Annotated in this window: 14 protein-coding genes; 1 reads left to right on the forward strand and 13 read right to left on the reverse strand. The window is 72.8% G+C overall.

Annotation, left to right across the window (positions count from 1 at the left end; genetic code table 11):
* Positions 1-101: 101 nt before the first annotated feature.
* Positions 102-689, reverse strand: a complete 588-nt coding sequence (locus KBX06_RS18515; protein ID WP_247686170.1) for a hypothetical protein — start codon at positions 687-689, stop codon at positions 102-104.
* A gap of 93 nt (positions 690-782) precedes the next feature.
* Positions 783-1988, reverse strand: coding sequence for a phosphotransferase family protein (locus KBX06_RS18520; RefSeq protein WP_210836534.1), 1206 nt, complete (start codon positions 1986-1988; stop codon positions 783-785).
* 146 nt (positions 1989-2134) lie between these two features.
* Between KBX06_RS18520 and KBX06_RS18525 the strand changes: the two genes are divergently transcribed.
* Positions 2135-2956, forward strand: coding sequence for a formate/nitrite transporter family protein (locus tag KBX06_RS18525; RefSeq protein ID WP_210836535.1), 822 nt, complete (start codon positions 2135-2137; stop codon positions 2954-2956).
* 126 nt (positions 2957-3082) lie between these two features.
* On the opposite strand, the gene katG is transcribed toward KBX06_RS18525, so the two are convergent.
* The 11 genes from katG to KBX06_RS18580 all read right to left on the reverse strand — a co-directional run bounded on the left by katG (position 3083) and on the right by KBX06_RS18580 (position 18668).
* The gene (gene katG / locus KBX06_RS18530) at positions 3083-5359 is read right to left on the reverse strand and encodes a catalase/peroxidase HPI (protein ID WP_210836536.1); all 2277 of its coding nucleotides are present in this window, start codon (positions 5357-5359) and stop codon (positions 3083-3085) included.
* Positions 5356-5811 (reverse strand): Fur family transcriptional regulator, encoded by a 456-nt coding sequence (locus KBX06_RS18535; RefSeq protein ID WP_307854676.1) that lies wholly within the window; start codon positions 5809-5811, stop codon positions 5356-5358. The genes katG and KBX06_RS18535 overlap by 4 nt, the downstream gene beginning before the upstream one ends.
* A gap of 99 nt (positions 5812-5910) precedes the next feature.
* The gene (locus tag KBX06_RS28385) at positions 5911-8850 is read right to left on the reverse strand and encodes a LuxR family transcriptional regulator (RefSeq protein ID WP_210836538.1); all 2940 of its coding nucleotides are present in this window, start codon (positions 8848-8850) and stop codon (positions 5911-5913) included.
* 102 nt (positions 8851-8952) lie between these two features.
* Positions 8953-9159: a hypothetical protein gene (locus KBX06_RS18545; RefSeq protein WP_210836540.1), complete on the reverse strand. Its 207-nt coding sequence runs from the start codon at positions 9157-9159 to the stop codon at positions 8953-8955.
* Between the two features lie 30 nt (positions 9160-9189).
* Positions 9190-12321 (reverse strand): type 2 lanthipeptide synthetase LanM family protein, encoded by a 3132-nt coding sequence (locus tag KBX06_RS18550; RefSeq protein ID WP_210836546.1) that lies wholly within the window; start codon positions 12319-12321, stop codon positions 9190-9192.
* 196 nt (positions 12322-12517) lie between these two features.
* The gene (locus KBX06_RS18555) at positions 12518-13444 is read right to left on the reverse strand and encodes an ornithine carbamoyltransferase (protein ID WP_210836547.1); all 927 of its coding nucleotides are present in this window, start codon (positions 13442-13444) and stop codon (positions 12518-12520) included.
* 37 nt (positions 13445-13481) lie between these two features.
* On the reverse strand, positions 13482-14777 hold the full coding sequence (locus KBX06_RS18560) for an aspartate aminotransferase family protein (RefSeq protein ID WP_210836548.1): 1296 nt from the start codon (positions 14775-14777) through the stop codon (positions 13482-13484).
* Positions 14778-14937: 160 nt separating this feature from the next.
* On the reverse strand, positions 14938-15675 hold the full coding sequence (locus tag KBX06_RS18565) for a 2-keto-4-pentenoate hydratase (protein WP_210836552.1): 738 nt from the start codon (positions 15673-15675) through the stop codon (positions 14938-14940).
* Between the two features lie 47 nt (positions 15676-15722).
* Positions 15723-16709 carry a class I SAM-dependent methyltransferase gene (locus tag KBX06_RS18570; RefSeq protein WP_210836553.1) on the reverse strand — a complete coding sequence of 329 codons (987 nt, stop codon included), beginning with the start codon at positions 16707-16709 and terminating at the stop codon, positions 15723-15725.
* Positions 16710-16749: 40 nt separating this feature from the next.
* On the reverse strand, positions 16750-17781 hold the full coding sequence (dmpG, locus tag KBX06_RS18575) for a 4-hydroxy-2-oxovalerate aldolase (protein WP_210836558.1): 1032 nt from the start codon (positions 17779-17781) through the stop codon (positions 16750-16752).
* Positions 17778-18668 (reverse strand): acetaldehyde dehydrogenase (acetylating), encoded by an 891-nt coding sequence (locus KBX06_RS18580; RefSeq protein WP_210836559.1) that lies wholly within the window; start codon positions 18666-18668, stop codon positions 17778-17780. The genes dmpG and KBX06_RS18580 overlap by 4 nt, the downstream gene beginning before the upstream one ends.
* Positions 18669-18717: the final 49 nt, after the last annotated feature.

Genomic DNA, 18717 nt, shown 5'->3' on the forward strand with positions numbered 1-18717 from the left:
TCTGTTTCGCAGGCCATGACTGGCTGCACCGGACCCCGACGGCCCGGCGGTGCAGCCCACTCGCCTCGATACCACACAGTCATTTTCATGCCGCGCAGGTATCAGCGTTCCGGCCGGCAGAGGTCCGTCAGCCTCACGCGCCTTCCACGTCCTCCGCCAGCCAGAACGCCATCGCTGCCACGATCGGCGACAGGGGCACCCCCGTCTCCGGGAGGTGCCCCTGTCGCGGCGGCCGGTACGCGGCGCGACGAGCTGCGGTCAGCAGCCCTGCCGTCGGCTGTAGATCTGGTGACGCTCACCCGCCCACCCGATGTAGCCGACCGCCTCGACGCAGTAGGACGCCACGCCGGTGACGCGACCGGGCCGGCGTGGTAGCTGAAGTCGCCCGAATCGGTGTCCGCGCTGCCCGAGCGGGTGCAGTGCGCGCCCTCGCCCGACCGCTCGGCGCAGCGGTAGATCTGCACGAAGGTGGGCGCCGAGCGCCCGTAGGCCGCGCCGCGGTGGTAGAAGCACGCGCTGTTGGTGCCCCCGTTGCTGCTGTTGTAGTAGATCACCAGCTCGCCGAGGCCCGAGGACTGCACCTGACTGTAGATGATCGTGCCCGAGCAGGAGCCGGCCGCCTGCGCGGCGGGCGCGCCGATCACCATGACCGACGCGACGGTCACCAGCGCCATCAGGGTCGAGAACACTCTCTTCATATCACCAGGTCCAATCCACAGTCGACGCTCGCCTATTGTGGATCATGGTCGCATGCCGCCGGCCCCGCCACTGTCCCTGCGGCATCACGGGGCGTGGCGCCACCAGGGGCGCTCGACGACGAGTTCCTCGAGGTCGCGTACGTTCTCGACGACCGTCTGCACGGGGGTGTCCGGGCGCTGGAGCGCGATGCGGAGGTCCGAGGCGAGGTAGCTCGCTTCGCGCACCTCGCACTCCCGGCGCAGGGTCGTCGACGACGTCGTCGTCGCGCCGGCGACGACGTCGAGGACGGCCTCCAGGTGCGGGCCGCTGAACCGGATCAGGAAGAACCAGTCGTCCATCGGTTCGCCGAACCGAGCCCACTCGAAGTCGAGCAGCGCCGTCACCCGTCGATCGCGGGCGAGCCAGTTCCCCCAGTGGCAGTCCGCGTGGACCGGGACGTCCGCGCGCGCCTGCGACGGCGCGCGCTCCGCTATGGCCGTCAGGCCGTCGAGCACGCGACGAGGGACGAGGCCGTCCCGGTTCAGGGCGGCGAGTTCCTCCACCTCCGCGAAGAGCGCGGCACGGCTGACGAACCCGCCGTGGTCGAGCGGCTCTCCCAGCGTCCGTCGGGCGTGGGCCGCGGGCGTCCAGCCGTGCAGTCCGCGCAGTCGCTGGACGGCCTCCTCCGCCAGCAGGCGCGCGGTCGGCTCGTCCACACCGGGCATGCCCATGCCGGGGGTCGCCCCCGGCACGCGGGCGTAGCAGGCGTACCGGACCTCGCGGGTCTCCAGCTCGCAGCGCCCGCTGCCGAGCAGCGGCGCCGTGATGCCGGCGGGCAGGTGGGGCGCGAGGGCGATCTCCCGGTTCAGTCGCGAGTGACCGACGGCGTCGATGATCTTCACGACGACATCCGCGCCGACGTAGACGTGGTGCGAGATGCTGTCGGCGGTGGTCATGGGACCGGGGTCGCGGCGGCCCAGGACCGCCGAGGCGATCGCACGAGCGACGTCGTGGGCCCGTCGCAGGTCGGTCATCGGCGCTCGCGCTGCGGTGTGGCCGACGCCCTGGCGGAATTCATCCGAGTGTCCGTTCGGTGGGGGCAGGTCGCGAAACCCTACCCGTACGGTCGCTGGTGTCTGCCCCCCGCGAGCGGGTGCGCTGTCGAGCACCGCCTCGATCAGGGGCCGGGCGAGGCGTAGCGGCGCGATCTCGGTGTCACCGTCGCGGGCCGCGGTCGCTTCCGCCCAGATCCTGGCTGCTTCGTCGATGTGCCGTTCGTCGGTGGTCGGCCGTACCCGCACGTCGCCCATCGGCACAGTCTGGCAACGCGACGTCCCGGTGGCGACCAGGTTTGGCGTCGGTCGGCCGTGCCGTCCGGGCTCCTCGGGCTGCCCGGCCGGCCGGACGCGACCGCCCCGACAGGAGTACCCGGTGCGGGAACGGGCAGACGGGGGCGGTGAGCCAGCACCGCGACGCCCCCGGCAACCGGCTCGGCAACCCGCGCCCCGACCCCGAGCCGGAGGTGACGCAGGCGTTCGACCGGCTGGTCGACGAGGGCGACGTCCGGCTCGCGCGGCCCTGGCCGGCGATGATCGTCACCGGCCTGCTCGGCGGGATCGACGTGGGCACCGGGGTCCTGGCCTACCTGCTGGTCCTGGAGGCCACCGGGCAGAAGCTGCTCGCCGGGCTCGCCTTCGGCATCGGGTTCGTGGCCCTACTGCTGGCCCGCAGCGAACTGTTCACCGAGAACTTCCTGGTGCCGGTGACCGCGGTCGCCGCCCGCCGGAACTCACTCGCCGCCCTGGGCCGGCTCTGGACCGTCACGCTGGCCGGCAACCTGCTGGGCGGGTGGCTGGTGGCCTGGTTGATCACCCGCGCGCTGCCGGGCCTACGCGAGACCGCCACCTCGACCGGCACCCATTTCGCGACCCTGGGCGTGAACCTGCACTCGTTCACCCTGGCGGTGCTCGCCGGCCTGGTGATCACCCTGATGACCCGGATGCAGCACGCCACCGAGAGCCTCGGCGTACGGCTGGTGCCGGCGCTGCTCTTCGGCGCGCTGCTCGCCGGCGGGGAGCTCTTCCACAGCGTGCTCGACTCGATCCTGATGTTCGCCGCGCTGACCGCCGGCCCTGCGCCGTTCGGCTACCTGGACTGGCTCGGCGCCCTCGGCTGGTCGGTGCTGGGCAACGTCGTCGGCGGAGTCGGCCTGGTGGCCTTCCTCCGCCTGGCGCGGGTGCCGTACGAACTCGCCCAGGAGCGCGCCCGCAACCGCTGACCGGCCACGGCCCTGAGCTCGCGTACCGGCGCGGGGCGGCGGTGGCCGGGCCGGTCAGCGGACCCGATGACGGACGGGCCCCGGTCGATCGCTGGCGGATCGGCCGGGGCCCGTCGTGCACAGCGGTCAGGCGAGGTCGAACCGGTCGAGCTCCATGACCTTGGTCCAGGCCGCGACGAAGTCGGCGACGAACTTCTCGCGCGCGTCCTGGCTGGCGTAGACCTCCGCGAGGGCCCGCAGCTGGGAGTTGGAGCCGAAGACGAGGTCGACCGCGGTGGCGGTCCACTTCACCTCGTCGGTGGCCAGGTCCCGGATCTCGTACACGTGCTCGTCGGACTCCGACGCCCTCCACCGGGTGTCCGGGGAGAGCAGGTTGACGAAGAAGTCGTTGGTGAGCGCGCCGGGCTTGTCGGTGAGGACACCGTGCCGCGTGCCGCCGACGTTGGCCCCGAGGGAGCGCAGGCCGCCGACGAGGACGGTCATCTCGGGCGCGGTCAGGCAGAGCAGGTAGGCGCGGTCGAGCAGCAGCACCTCCGGCTGGGTCTTCTCGCCGGGACGCAGGTAGTTGCGGAACCCGTCGGCGCGCGGCTCGAGGACCCGGAACGACTCGACGTCGGTCTGCTCCTGGGTGGCGTCGGTGCGGCCCGGGTGGAACGGCACGGTCACCTCGACGCCGGCGTCGCGCGCCGCCTTCTCGACGGCAGCCGAGCCGGCCAGCACGATCAGGTCCGCCAGCGAGATCTGCGCGCCGCCGGCGGCGTCGAACTCCCGCCGGATGCCCTCCAGGGTCTCCAGCACCGTCGCGAGCTGCTCGGGCTGGTTGACCTCCCAGCTGCGCTGCGGCTCGAGGCGGATCCGCGCGCCGTTGGCGCCGCCGCGCTTGTCCGTGGAGCGGAAGCTGGCGGCCGAGGCCCAAGCGGTGGAGACGAGCTGGGCGGTCGTGAGGCCGGAGTCCAGGACCTTCGCCTTCAGGGCGGCGACGTCGGCGTCGCCCACGAGCTCGTGGTCGACGGCCGGCACCGGGTCCTGCCACAGCTGGGGCTCCGGGACCCACGGCCCGAGGAAGCGGCTGACCGGGCCCATGTCGCGGTGCAGCAGCTTGAACCAGGCCTTGGCGAACGCCAGCGCGAACTCGTCGGGGTGCTCCAGAAAACGCCGCGAGATCTTCTCGTACGCCGGGTCGACGCGCAGCGACAGGTCGGTCGTGAGCATCGTCGGCTTGTGCTTCTTCGACGGATCGTGGGCGTCGGGGATGATCGCCTCGGCGTCCTTGGCGACCCACTGCTTGGCGCCGCCGGGGCTCGTGGTGAGTTCCCACTCGTAGCCGAAGAGGATCTCGAAGAAGCGGTTGCTCCACTGCGTCGGCACGTCGGTCCAGGTGACCTCGAGACCGCTGGTGATCGTGTCGGCGCCCTTGCCGCTGCCGTAGGTGCTCAGCCAGCCCAGGCCCTGCGCCTCCAGCCCGGCGGCCTCGGGCTCGGGGCCCACGTGGTCGTCGGCGACGCCGGCGCCGTGGGCCTTGCCGAAGGTGTGGCCGCCGGCGATGAGGGCGACGGTCTCCTCGTCGTTCATCGCCATCCGGGCGAAGGTCTCGCGGATGAAGTGTGCCGCCGCGGCCGGATCCGCGTTGCCGCGGGGGCCCTCCGGGTTGACGTAGATGAGACCCATCTCGGTCGCCCCGACGCCGGCCGCCATCTCCTTCTCGGAGGCGTAGCGCTCGTCGCCGAGCCAGGTGTCCTCCGGACCCCAGAAGATCTCCTCGGGCTCCCAGACGTCCTCCCGGCCGAAGGCGAAGCCGAAGGTCTTGAAGCCCATCGACTCCAAAGCGACGTTGCCGGCGAGCACGAGCAGGTCGGCCCACGAGATCTTCTGGCCGTACTTCTGCTTGACCGGCCACAGCAGCCGGCGGGCCTTGTCGAGGTTGGCGTTGTCCGGCCAGCTGTTGAGCGGGGCGAACCGCTGACCGCCGTCGCCGGCGCCGCCGCGGCCGTCCTCGATGCGGTAGGTGCCCGCGGCGTGCCAGCTCATCCGGATCATCAGGCCGCCGTAGTGGCCGAAGTCGGCCGGCCACCAGTCCTGCGAGGTGGTGAGGACCTCGACGATGTCCCGCTTGAGGGCCTCGACGTCGAGCTTGGCGAACTCCCTGGCGTAGCTGAAGCCCTCCCCCAGCGGGTTGCTCTTCGACGAGTGGGCGTGCAACACCGAGAGGTCGAGCTGGTTGGGCCACCAGTCCCGGTTGGTACGCGGACGGCCGCCGGTCTTCGGCGTCGGCGAGTCGATCGCCGGGTTCTCGCTCTCGCTGCCGTGCGCGGTCACGGAGTCGTGCGCGACCGGGCAGCCGGCCGCCTCCTTCTTGTCCACGCCCTGTGCGCTGGAGGGAGCGTTGTCCTGGATGTCGCTCATCTACTTCCTTCCGAACTGGCGGACCACTGGGAGGTGCGTTCGGTCGCGCACTCGGGGCAGGTGCCCCAGTAGACGACCTCCGCCTCGTCGACCGTGAAGCCGTGGTCGTCGGAGGCGGTGAGACAGGGGGCACGGCCGACGGCGCAGTCGACGTCGGCGATCGCGCCGCAGGAACGGCACACGACATGGTGGTGGTTGTCCCCCACCCGGCACTCGTAGCGGGCGGTCGCACCGGCGGGTTGGATGCGCCGCACCAGGCCGGCGTCGGTGAGCGCGCGCAGCACGTCGTAGACCGCCTGGTGGGAGACCGTGGGCTGAGCCACCCGTACCAGCGCGATCACCGTGTCGGTGTCGACGTGCGGATGGTCACGCAGGGCGGCGAGCACCGCCAACCGGGGCCGGGTCACCCGCAACGAGACCGCCCGCAGCTGGGTCTCGAAGTCGGCCGTCACGCGATGAACATAGTCCAGCATTCTGGAACGGATCAAGTTTTCCCGGGTTGAACCCGTGCACCTCCCACCCGGCCCCGGCCACGGGTTCGAGGCCGACGATCACCGACGGCTCCCGGATCGGCTGTCGGACCGCAGCAGCTCGTCCACGCTGTCGCGCAGCGCCCTGCGGTTCGCGTGCCCGGTCTTGAGCAGCAGGCTGGCGACGTGCTTCTCGACCGTGCGGGGCGACAGGTGCAACAGCGAGGCCAGGTCCTGGTTGTCGTGGCCCTTCGCGAGCAGCACGAGCACCTCGTGCTCGCGGACGGTCACCCCGACGGCGCGCAGCCGGGCCGGGATGCGGTCGTGGCCGGAGCGCCGTTGCCCGAGCGGCGCGCCGGCCTGACGAAGCAGGCCCCGGCAGGCACCGGCGATCACCGGCGCGTCGACGTTGTGGAAGTGGTCCTCCGCCGCCCGCAGCCAGGCGACGGGCTCGCCCCACCCGTCGGCGAGCGCGGCCTCGGCGACCAGACGCAACCCCAGTTGGTAGGACATGCGGTACGGCGCCGCGGCCTCCAGGGCCAGCGCGACCTCCGTGTCGGCCCGCTCGCGCTGCCCGGCGCGCCCGTACACCACCGCCTTCGCCAGGTGCAGGAACTGCCGGTTCCAGCGCAGGCCTGCGCCCGGCGCCAGCGCCACCGCCTCCACGCCGGTGCGGTCCAGCGACCCGGCCAGCGCGTCGAGCAGTGGCCGCAATCCGAAACGGCCCGTCATGTAGTAGGTGTTCGGGTGGTCGTCCTCCCACGCCCGGGCCAGGTCGAGGGCCCGGATCGCCGCCGGCCGGTCCTCCTCCAGCAGCGCGCACACGGCTTCGCAGAAGCCGTAGGCGAGGGGCACGTGCCCGGACTCTCCCCCACCGACCGCCCGGAACTCCTCGAGTCGCTGCTCCATCAGTCGCCGTCGTCCCCGGTGGGCGGCGGAGGCGGCGGCCGTCACCAGCGCGAACTGCTGGTCGTCGACGTTGCGCAGCCGGGCGGTCGCCGCGGCGCACCGGACGGCGAGTTCGTCACCTGTCGCGTAGTCGCCCTGCATCACGGCACGGATCGCGTACACGCCCTCGATGCTCTGCCCGAGCATGATCGCGCCGGACAGTTGCGCGGCCTGCTCCGCCTGGCGCAGCAGTGTCTGCTCACCGGTCCGCATGCTCTGGTTGACCCCGAGCCGGAACAGCGCGTTGATGCGCCACAGGGGCAGGCGGTGCTCCTCGGCCATCGCCAGCATCCTGGTCAGGTAGGACTCCGCCTCGTCGAAGCTCCGGCTCCGGGCGATCATGGCCAGGAGTTGCAGGGCCTGGCATGCCGTCTCCGCCATCGGCACCCGTTCGGCGACCGCCAGGGCCTGGAGCACGAGTTGCTCGGCCTCCGTGGTCCGGCCGCAGCCGTCGCCGTCGCCGAAGATCAGGTGCGCCTCGACCACGTCCACCCGGGCCGCCGGCCCCGGCGGCGGGTTGCTGCCGAGGATCGCCCGGGCGATGCGTACCTGGGTCGCGCCGTCGGACCACCGCCCGGTCATCACGGCGACCCAGGCGAGCCGGGTCCGAATGCTGACGTGCTGCTCGACGCCGAGGGTCACGGCGTTGACCCAGGTCGCGTCGTCGACCAGAGCGAACGCCCGGTTCGCGTGGCCGGCTTCGGCCAGGGCGTTGAGCAGCGACTCAAGGATGCCGGCGCGTGCCTCGGGGTCGGGCGGGTCGCACATCAGCTCGTACGCCCGGTCGAGCAGGGTGACGGCCGTCGTGGTCGCGCCGTCGCCGAGTGCCCGCCGGCCCGCCTCCGCGAACAACAGGCTGGCGGCGTGGTTGTCGCCGGCGGTCTGCCTGAGTTCGGCCGCGAGCTGGCACCAGTGTCCGGGCAGCCCGGCGTACGCCGACTCGAGCGCGTCGGCGGCCCGTTTGGCCAGCGCGGACCGTTCGGCGGGGGTGAGCGTGGCCAGGATCGCGTCGGCGGTCAACGCGTGGCGGAAGGAGTACCAGTCGGGTGTCGACCGGTCGGGCATGATGACCTCGACGTCCACCCCGGAACGCAGGTGGCTCAGCATGACCCGCTCCTCGAGGCCGGTCGCCGCCCGCACCGCGGCCACGGGGAAGCGACGGCCCAGCACCGCGGCGGTGTGCAGCAGCGTCCGCGCCTGCGGATCGAGGCCGGCCAGCCGGCGCGTCACGCTGAGCGTGACCGTGTTCGGCAGCGCGATGGCCGGGTCGTCGCTGAACCGCCAGCCGTCGCCGTCGCAGACCAGTGCGCGCGCGCCGATCATGCTGTTGAGGAGTTCCTCGGCGACGAACGGGTTGCCTTCGCTGTCGCGCACCAGCCGATCGGTCAGTTCGGCGGGCAGGGCGTCGGTGTTCAGGCAGGCGGAGGCGAGTTCGTGGACCTCCTGGTCGGGCAGGGGGCGGAGTTCGACGACGGTCGCGGACCGACGCACGGCCGCGGCCCAGGCCAGCTCCGTCGCGGGGCCGCTGCCCGGCCGCATGGTGGCCACCATCAGGATGGGCAGGTCGGCGAGGTTGTCGACCAGATACTCCACGACGGCGTGGGTCTCGGCGTCGGCATCGTGGATGTCCTCAAGGATGAGGAGGCAGCCCCGGCCCCCGGCCACGGCGGCGACGAGCCGCAGGACGGCCTCGGCGAGTTCGACGAGCGAGGCCACCCGTTCCGGCACCGCCGGGTCCCGCCATTCGGGGATGAGCTGGGCGAGGGCCGGGCGGTAGGGCGCCAGCTCGGTGTTGTCCGGCAACCGGCCCGTGCGCGACAGCGAGAAGATCGCCTCGGTCAGCGGGCGGAACGGGACGATGGGGCCGGTGGAGCTGCTACGGCCCCGTAGCAGCTCCATACCGGCCTCCGCCGCCACGTGCGCGCAGTGTTCCGCGAGCCGGGTCTTGCCGATGCCCGCCTCGCCGATCAGGAAGATCGTGCCGCCGGATGAGGACCGCGTGTCCGTCAGTCGAGCGTTGACGGTGCGGATTTCGGCATCACGTCCGATCACCACCGGCGAGGAGAAACGCATGCCCGCAGGCTAACGTGAGCGGCACCCGCATTACCGCGTCGAACACGGGGGCCCCCGCTGTCGATGACACGACACGGGCAGGTGCCGCTCCTCGGCCGGGGCTCACTCCGACGAGTGACCGCCCGTACCACCGGTGTCGATGATGGCCGCGATGGCGGGCGCGGCGATCATCAGGCCGGTCAGGATGCCCGTCCGCCTCCCGACGTGCCACAGGAAGCTGAGCTTGATCTCGCCCGCCGGGTGCGTGTCGGCCGACTCGGTCTCCTCCACCGCCCCCGCCGGTCGAGGAACAGTCAGGTCGTTCCGCATATCTTCCCCTATCTGGTTCTCGACACCGCGTCAGGATGTCGTCGGCTCGGCATGCAGCAGCAGTGCCGAGGGCACATGATCGGCGAAGCCGATGCGGAGCAGTCCGTGGCCGATCCCGGCCAGGCCGTCCAGCAGGCCGGGGACGCTCACGCCGCCGGCGGCACCGCACCTCGGGCCGGCCTGGTCCAGCGCGGCGACCAGTTGTCCGGCCTGGTCGCAGCGAACACTGACGGCGGCCTGGCGACCGCGCGCGGCGGCGACCGACAGCATCTCCTGCCTGCCCAGCTCCCCGTGGCAGAGGCTGTGGTCGCCGACCAGCCCGGATCTCGACACGGCGGTCGCCGCGCGGTCCACGAAGGCGGCCAGCGCGGGGTCCGCCAGCAGCCGACCCTGGTCGGCGATGGCGACCGCGATTCCGGGAACACCGTGACACCACGAGTGCGCCGACGGCTGCGGCACCCCGCCGGTGGCGGCACGGGCCAGCATCGCGCTTCCGGCCTCGGCGTACCGCTCGTCGCCTTCCGCCTGCCCGAACCGCAGCAGGGCCCAGCCGATCCCGGCCGCACCGGTCGCGAAGCCGGGCTGCGCGGGCAGCGACGGGGCCGCCGCCAGCAGCCGCTCGGCGCAGTCGCGGGCCGTTTCGGCGGCGAGCGGCAGGCCGGTCAGCTCGCTGACGGCGAGCATCGCGGCGAGGCAGCCGGCGAGCCCGTCGAGCACGCCCAGGCGGGGTTCCGTCGCGACGGCGATGGCCGCGAGGCGTACCGCTGGCTCGACGGAGTCGCCGAGCGCGTCGTCCTGAAGCAGGTCGGCGAGCCGGGCCGCCGCGTAGGCGATGCCGCCGAGGCCGGTGAACCCGCCGCTGCCGACCGTGCTCGCCAGGTGCGGCCGGGCCTCCATCGCGGTGAGCAGCACGGGGAGCTGACGTACCGCCCGGCCGGCGGCCTCGGCGTAGCGGTCGACGTCCGTGAGCCGGGCCAGTTCGGCCAGGAACAGGGCGGTGCCCGGGTATCCGTTACCCAGCCCCGCGCCCAGCGGCATGATCGTGCTGTGCCCGCCGTCCACCGGTTCGAGGCCGAGCCAGTTGGCGAACACGCCGTCGTCGTACGCGTCCGCGATGATCTTGTCGGCGATGCCGCAGGCGACCGTGAGCAGCCTGCCCGGGTCCGGTGCCGTGGCCTCCCACCGGACGGACACCGGCTCGGCGCACTCGTGGCGTGCCCCGCCGAGCCGGCCGGCGAGCGCGGCCTGGACGATCCACTCCTGGTCACGCTGGTCGACCGCGCCCATGGCGGCGATCTTGCGTAGCGCGGTCGCCAGCACCGGCTCGTCGAGCACGTCGACGAATCCGACGCCGTCGCCACCGTTCAGGTCGCGGTCCTCCGGGCGGCAGGTGAACAGGGGGACGTCGCCGTCCCAGAGCTGTTCGATCTCGCGGGACACCAGTCGGTTCCGCACCGGGTCGTCCACCGAGGCCGCCCAGAGCAGGTCGAAGATCTGATCACGGTCGAGCGCGTCGCGCAGCACGTCGGGATGGGTGGACTCGCTCAGCAGCACCGTGTAGGTCCGCGTCGACCGGGCGATGACCCGCAACTCGTCGGCGGCGAACCGCCGGAGCTGGCCGTCCGGGCCGGTCAGGTCGCCGGCCCGGCGGGCGATGGCGTGGTACCCGGCACGGAAGCCGGCGAGCAGCTCGACCTTGTACTCCGCGGCATCGGCCGGGACGCCGTCCAGCGTCGGGCGGTTCTCGGCCGCCCGTACGGGCGCGGCACCACGTACCAGGTGCATCGTGTCGGTGCCGGCCGCGGCCCACTCGACGGCCTCCCGGAGCTGTTGCGCGCCGGGGTCGCCACCGAGGCCGGAGATGTCCAGCAGGCCGCGTTCGCCGATGAGCGGCTGCGGCAGCAGGGCGGTGCGGTACACCGACGTCCGCAGCGCCCGGGCGGCAGGGTCGGGCGCGGCGGTCGGCACGGGCAGGTCGGGGTGCAGCAGCGTCTCGACGTCGACGAGGACGGGCTGGTCGGCGCAGGCGATCAGGTTCTCGTGGTGGATGTCCGTCATGCCCAGCAGATAGAGCAGCGCGAGCAGCGCCCCCTGCCGGCGGTAGAACCCGCCGACCTCGGCGGCATCGGAGCAGGCGGCACGGTCGACGACCTCGATCCACCCGTAGCCGTCGCGGGCGAGCACCGTCAAGGTGCGCAGCTCCAGCTCCGGCAGCAACCCGTTGAGCCAGTCCAGGACCTCGTTGAAGTGCACGTGGACGGCGACCGGCCGCGGCCGGTAGACCACCCGGTCGCCGGAGGCGAAGCGCAGGAGCGCCACCGCCCGCCCGTGCCCGTGCGAGTCCCCCGCCACGTCGACTCCGGCCAGCGGTCCCGGATCGCGGCCGGGCAACATCCGCCGGAGGATCTCCGAGCGGTCCGCGACGAACCGGTCGAGCAGCTCGGCCGTCGCCTCGACGGCGTGCCGGCAGGCGGTCGCCAGGATCCGCGCCAGCACGGGGTAGTCCGTCATCACCCGGGTCAGCCGCCCGCGCCGGGCGAGGTCGGCCACGAAGGACGCGAACCGGTGCTCGGGCGTGGGACCGACCAGCCGGCCGGCGGCGCGGGCGGCGTTGAGTTCCAGGACGAAGGTACGCGACGCCGTCGCGACCAGCTTCTTGCGGAGCGCGTCGGCGAACCCGGCGTACACCGCGGCGAGGTCCACCACCGCGGACGTCCCGGGAGCCCGTACCCGCTGCCGCAGGTCGGCGCAGGCGGCGGTGACGAACGGCGCCAGCACGCCGGCGAACGCGTCGGACCACGGGGTGCCCCTGGGCGGGTGGGAGGCGTCGTCGGGGGCGAGGCCGAGCGCCCGCTCGGTGAACTGCGCCCAGGCGGGCGTGCCCGCCCCGTCCGCCAGCGTCGCCGGCGGGGTGTCGAGGAGAGCCAGGAACTGCCGCTCGGTAATCCTCAGGGCCGCCAGGCGGTACGCGAACTGACCCGTCGTCCCCAGCTCGTACGCCGAACGCCAGTCCCGCAGCCGCCGCACGGCGTGCTCGGAGGCGGCGTCGGCGGCAACGGGCCCACCGTGCTCGGCTGCCCGTACCCGTTCGGCGAGCGTGAGGCCGGGTGCCCACCACGCACCGCCCGCCGCCGCCGTGTCCCGCGTCCCCGATCTGTTCACGCCGATATCGTGCCGACGCCCCGGAGGGGTCGCATGGGTAACCGGTACCCATATTTCGGCGGCGCCTGGCGCACCGCCTCCGACCTGTGGCGATCCGCTACGCGACGAGGGCGACCGGCTCGCGGCTGCTCCCGCTCCCGTCATCAGGGGCCGTGGCGCGGGTCGGACAGCTGCCGCAGTGACCCGGCGGCAGGGCTCACCCGGCGCACCACTCCAACGCGGCCTGGGCGCTGGACATCTTGTGCCTGGCCTGCTCGAAGGCGATGCTCCGGTGACCGTCCAGCACCCCGGCGGTGACCTCCTCGCCCCGGTGCGCCGGCAGGTCGTGCATGAACACCGCCCGCGGGCTCGCCGCCAGGAGCGCCCCGTCGACCCGGAACGGCGCGAAGACGCGCCGCCAGTCCGGGTCCGGCTTGGTGGTGCCGGTGGTCTGCCAGCGGGTGGTGTAGACGACGTCGACCTCCGGCAGGTCCGACGTGTGGTGCGCCTCGGACACCGACGAGCCGCTCCGCCCGGCGGCCACCCGGGCGGCGGCGAGGACGTCCGGGTCCAGCCCGTACCCGGGCGGCGTGCGCAGGTGCAGCCGCGTTCCGGTGAACCGGCTGAGGGCGAGCGCCAGCGCGGCGGCCGTATTGTTGCCCTCCCCCACGTAGAGCACCCGCAGCCCGTCGACCCGGCCGAACCGCTGGGTCAGGGTGCTCAGGTCGGCCAGCGCCTGCGTGGGGTGCTCCTCGGCGCTCATCGCGTTGATCACCCCCATCCGGTCCTGCTCGGCGAAGGCCCGCAGCTCGGCGACCGGGTCGGCGGTCCGGGCGACGAACAGGTCTACCATCTCGGACAGCACCCGGGTGGTGTCCCCGACCGTCTCGCCGGTGTTCAGTTGCAGGTCCCCGGGGCCGTAGCTGATCAGCTGCGAGCCGAGCCGCACGGCTCCGCTGGAGAAGGCGGTGCGGGTCCGGGTCGAGGTGCGGCGGAAGTAGACCGCGGTGACCAGGCCGCGCAGCCGGTCGGCGGGGCGTACCCGACCGGCGGCGTAGTCGGCGCTGCGGGCCACCAGATGTCGCAGGTCGGCGTCGCTGAGGTCCTGGATCGACAGCAGGTGACGGCGGGGACGGCGGTCCATTGGTTCCTCCAGGATCGGTCGCGGTGGCGGGAGTCGGTCAGCTGGCCCGGATGGCCCGGTGCAGGACGGTGAGGCCCCGCTCCAGCCGGGCGAGGTCGATGGTGAGCGGCGGCATCACCTTGATCACCTCGTCGTCGCGTCCGCAGAGTTCGACGATCAGCCCGGTCTCGAAGCAGCGCCGCTGGACCCGGTCGGCCCGCTCGGCGCCACCGGCCGCCCGCAGGTCGATGCCGAGGACCATGCCCAGGCCCCGAACGGCGAGCGCCGGTTCGCTGTCGCGCAGTTCGGCGCCGAAGCGCTCCAGTCGCCGGCCGCCGACGGCGGCGGTGGTACGGAAGCCGTCCTGGCCCCAGAGTTCGCAGGCGGCGGCACCGGCGACGAAGGCGAGTTGGTTGCCCCGGAAGGTGCCCGTGTGTTCCCCGGGCGACCACACGTCGAGTACCGGTCGGAACAGCACCATCGACAGCGGCAGCCCGTAGCCGCCGATCGCCTTGGAGACGGTGATGATGTCCGGCACCACGCCGGCGTGCTCGAAGCAGAAGAACGTACCGGTCCGTCCGCAGCCGGACTGGATCTCGTCGAAGATGAGCAGGACGCCGTACCGGGTGGTCAACTCGCGCAGCCGGCGCAGCCAGTCGGCCGAGGCCGGGTACACCCCGCCCTCCATCTGCAACGGTTCGACGATCACCGCGGCCGGAAGGTCCATCCCCGACGACGGGTCGGACAGCATCCGTTCCAGGTAGCCGATGGAGTCGAAGGGCCCCGCCGGACCGTCCTCGTACGGCACGAACGTCACGTCCGCCGCGCCCACCTGCCCGGCGGCGCGGGCCCGGCGGCCACCGCTGACCGCCAGCGCCCCGCGGGACATGCCGTGGTAGGCCCCGGTGAAGGAGACGATGCCGCGCCGTCCCGTGGCCCGGCGGGCCACCTTCAGCGCCGCCTCCACCGCGTCGGTGCCGGTCGGTCCACAGAACTGCACCTTGTGGTCCAGCCCTCGCGGGGTGAGCACCTGTTCCCGCAGCCGGCTCAGGAAGGTCCGCTTCGCCACGGTGTACATGTCCAGGCCGTGCATCACGCCGTCCCTGGCGAGGTACTCGGTGAGGCGACGCTTGAGGTAGGGATGGTTGTGGCCGTAGTTCAGGGTGCCGGCGCCGCAGAAGAAGTCGGTGAACATCCGGCCGTCCTCGGCGTACAGCTCGGCGCCCCGGGCCCGGTCGAACACCACCGGAAACTTGCGGCAGTAGTAACGCACCTCCGACTCCATCGCCTCGAAGAGGGAGAAGTCGTAGGCCGCCTTGTGCGGCGGTACGGTCTCGTCCACCAGCATGGTCATCGGTCCTGGGTCTCCTCGGTGGTAGGCGTCTCGTCGTCGAAACAGGTCGTCGGGCGCGTGCTGCCCGACCGGCGGGCGGTCGTTCGGTCCCGGCCGGGCCGGGACGTGTGCGGGGGCGAGACCGGAACGGTCCACGGCCCGCGAGGGGCCCCGGACCACGTCAGCCGCGGGTGGTCAGCGCGACCTGTCCCAGGGCACCGAAGGAGGCCCGCACGGTGTCACCCGGTACGAGGTCCACGGCCGCCGCCCAGGAACCGGAGAGCACGAGCTGCCCGGCCCGGATCCCGGTGCCGAACCCGGACAGGATGCGGACCAGACATGCCACGGACTCGGCCGGGTGACCCATCACGGCACAGCCCCGCCCCGCCTGCACACCGTGGCGGCTACGCAGCTGCATGCGCGCGTCGGCCAGGTCCGTCGTGTCGGGCGGCACGCCGGCGCCGAGGACGGCCAACGCCGACGAGGCGTTGTCGGCGACGGTGTCCACGAGGCCGATCCGCCAGTCCTGGATCCGGCTGTCGAGCACCTCCAGCGCCGGCAGGACCTCCGCGGTGGCGGCCAGCACGTCCTGCGCGGTCACGGTCGGGCCGGTGAGATCCGCCGCGAACCGGAACGCGATCTCGCCTTCGACCTTCGGCGCGATGAACCGGCTCAGGTCGAGGTCGGCGCCGTCGTCGAGCACCATCCGGTCGGTCAGGTAGCCGAAGTCGGGATGGTCGATGCCGAACATCGACTGGATCGCCTCGCTCGTCGCACCGATCTTGAGTCCGGCCAGGACCGCGCCGTCCGCCAGCTCCATCTCGCGCAGCTCGCTCTGGACGGCGTAGGCGTCCGCCAGGTCGAACTGCGGATGCCGGGCCGAGATCGGCGGCACGGCACGAAGAGTCAGCGCCGCCATCCGGAGCTCCCCCGCGAGTTCGCGGTGCAGCGACGGCGTGGCGGCCACTACCTGGCCGCCACGAAGAGCCGGCCACCGGGCACGCCGAGCGGTACGCACCCGGTCTCGGAGAAGCCGGCGGCCTGGAACGTGTCCAGCCACTGCCGCTCGGTCGGGAGGGTCACCCGCATGAAGCTGGCGTGCAGGTAGGTGAAGAGCGCGCTGAACCTCCGCTCCGTCGGATCGGGCGCGTAGGAGACCGCGTCGGCGACCGCCATGAACCCGCCCGGAGCCAGCGCGTCGCGGCAGGCGCCCAGCACGGCCTTGGCCACCGACTCGTCCGCCACGATGTCGTGCATGACGAAGCACGCCAGCACGGCGTCCGCGCCCTCGACCGGTCCGGGATCGTCCGCGAGGGACTGGACCGTACGCTCGACGACCTTGAGCCGGTCGTCCACGCCCGCGGCGGCGGCGGCCTCCCGCGCCGCGGCACACGCGGCGCCGCTGCTGTCGAGCGCCACGCCCGTACGCCCCGGAGCCTGCCCGAGGAGCTCGATGAGCAGCCCGCCGGCGCCGGCGCCGAGGTCGGCCACGTGCGCGGCACCGGCCGAGGCGACCCGGTCGACGATCGGCGGATAGAACGCCCGCTCGCCGATCCACCGCGAGCTGACCGCCACCCGGCGTCCGTCGCGCCGGTGGACCCGGGCGGCCGCCTCGCGGTCGGTGAGGAACTCCCGCGCGTTGGCGAGGAACGGGCCGTTGGCGCTCATGGCCCAGGACACGTATCCGGCCGCGTACCGTCGGTCCGGGTAGTCCTCGGCCGCCTGGAAGCGGTTCGGGACGTCCGTGCCGACCACCAGCCCGGCGGCGACCAGCGCGGCAAGGTAGTCGTCCACGCCGGCCTGCGGAAGCTCGGCGGTCCTGGCCAGATCGGCGGCGCTGAACGTGTCGCCCGAGTCCAGCAGTCGGTCCACTCCGATCTCCGCGCCGATCTGCAGCAGCGCGGCGACCGCGGCCAGGTCGGCCGCCTCGTCGAGCGGGGAATGGCGTTGCATTGCTCCTCCTAAGTCCTGTGATGGGAACCCTGAAGACCGCTCACACCTGGCTCGATGCCTCCTGCTCGGCGGCCAGCGTCATGGCGACCTCGATGATGGTGTCCTCCTGGCCGGCCACCACCCGGCGGTTGCCCAGCTCCAGCAGGATCCGGCGGGGGTCGACGCCGAAGCGGGCGCTCGCGCGCCGCACCGGCGCGGCGAACCCGGAGAACACGCCGGCGATCCCGCTGGCGATGGTGACGCTGTCGTTGGTGGGCACGTGCTTGACGAACCGCTCCTGCGCCACATCGGCCGCGTCCAGCGCACCGAAGAGCTGGATGTCGGTCTCGACCTGCCCGACGTGCAGGTTGGCGGCGACGAGTTCGATCGGTGCGTTGCCCGCGCCCGCGCCGAAGCCGCGCGCCGTTACGTCGACGATGGTCGCCCCGGCCTCGATCGCCGCCATGCTGTTGACGACCGACATGCCGAGGTTGTTGTGCGCGTGGAAGCCGACCGCGATGTCGAGGTTCTCGACGAGCTCGCCGACCTTCTCGCGGACCCTCTCCGGCGTGTACGCGCCGGCGGAGTCCATCAGGATGACCGCCTCGGCGCCGTAGCCCTGCATGAGCCGGGCCTGTTCCACCAGCTTCGCCGCGGCGGCCATGTGGCTCATCAGCAGCATTCCCTTGACGGCGACGCCCATCGCCCGCAGCATCGTGACCTGCTGCCGGGTGACGTCCGCCTCGGTGCAGTGCGCGCCGACCCGGACCTCGTCCACGCCGCAGTCCAGCGCCGGCTTGAGGTCCCGCTCGACACTGGCGAACCCGGGGATGGACAGCACGCCGAGGCGGGCCGTACGCAGCTCGGCCTTGGCGGCCCGCAGCATCTCGGCGTCGCTGAGCGCGGCCATGCCGACCTGGATGGACGAGGCGCCCAGTCCGTTGCCGTGGCCGACCTCGACGACGTCCACGCCGGCCGCCTCGGCCGCCCGCGCGTAGGCGCTGATGTCCGCGCGGCCGAGTTGGTGGCCGACCGCGTGGTTGCCGTCGCGCAGGGTCGTGTCGCAGATGCTGAGTTTCGGTGCGCCGCTCATGACCGGCCCCGTTCCGCCCGGGCCTCCGCGACCGCGAGCGCGGCGCAGGTGATGATGTCGAGGTTGCCGGCGTAGCGCGGGAACCAGTCGCCCCGGCCCTCGACCTCCACGACGATGGTGGTGCGGTCACCGACCGCCACCGGCGGGACGACGACGCGGTAGCCGGGCACGTACGACCTGATCAGCTTCTCCATCATGGCGACGGAGGCGCGCAGGGCGTCCAGGTCGAGCCGTTCGGCGTTCGTCACCGAGATGGAGTTGCGCATGACGATGCCGGGGTCGGCGGGGTTGATGATCAGCACGGTCTTGGTGCGCCGCACGCCGCAGAACTCGATGGTCGCCTGCTCGGTGGTGTGCACGTACTCGTCGAGGTTGGCCCGGGACGCGGGGCCGACGGTGGCCGAGGCGCTGGCCGAGACGATCTCCAGGTAGTCGATGCCCTCCGCGGCCTCCGCCATGCAGTGGGCCATCGGGACCGCCGCCTGTCCCCCGCAGGTGACCATGCTGAGATACTGCTCGTCCAGGCAGTCGTCCAGGTTGAGCGCCGGCACGCAGAACTTGCCGAGGTGCGCCGGCGTGAGGTCGACGAACGGCAGCCCGGTGGGCGCGACGACGGACCAGTGGCGGGTGGCGTCGTCGGCCGAGGTCGCGTCGAAGACCAGGTCGATGTGCTCGGCGCGGGCGGCGACGGCGTCGATGCCGGCCACGCTGGTGGGCACCCCGTGGCGCTCGGCCAGCTCGATCCCGGGCGATCCGGCGCGGCGCCCGGCGAACAGGACGCACTCCAGCAGGGGGGACGCCTCGACCTTCAACAGCAGGTCGGTTCCGATGTTGCCCGTGCCCACGATGGCTACCCGTAGGGGTGGCGGGCTCGTGTGGGTACTCATCCGGTTCTTCCTCTCGTCCGGCCGCGCCCGTCGGGGCGCGGCCGGCATC

Source organism: Micromonospora sp. C31 (assembly GCF_018070575.1).
Classification (GTDB): domain Bacteria; phylum Actinomycetota; class Actinomycetes; order Mycobacteriales; family Micromonosporaceae; genus Micromonospora.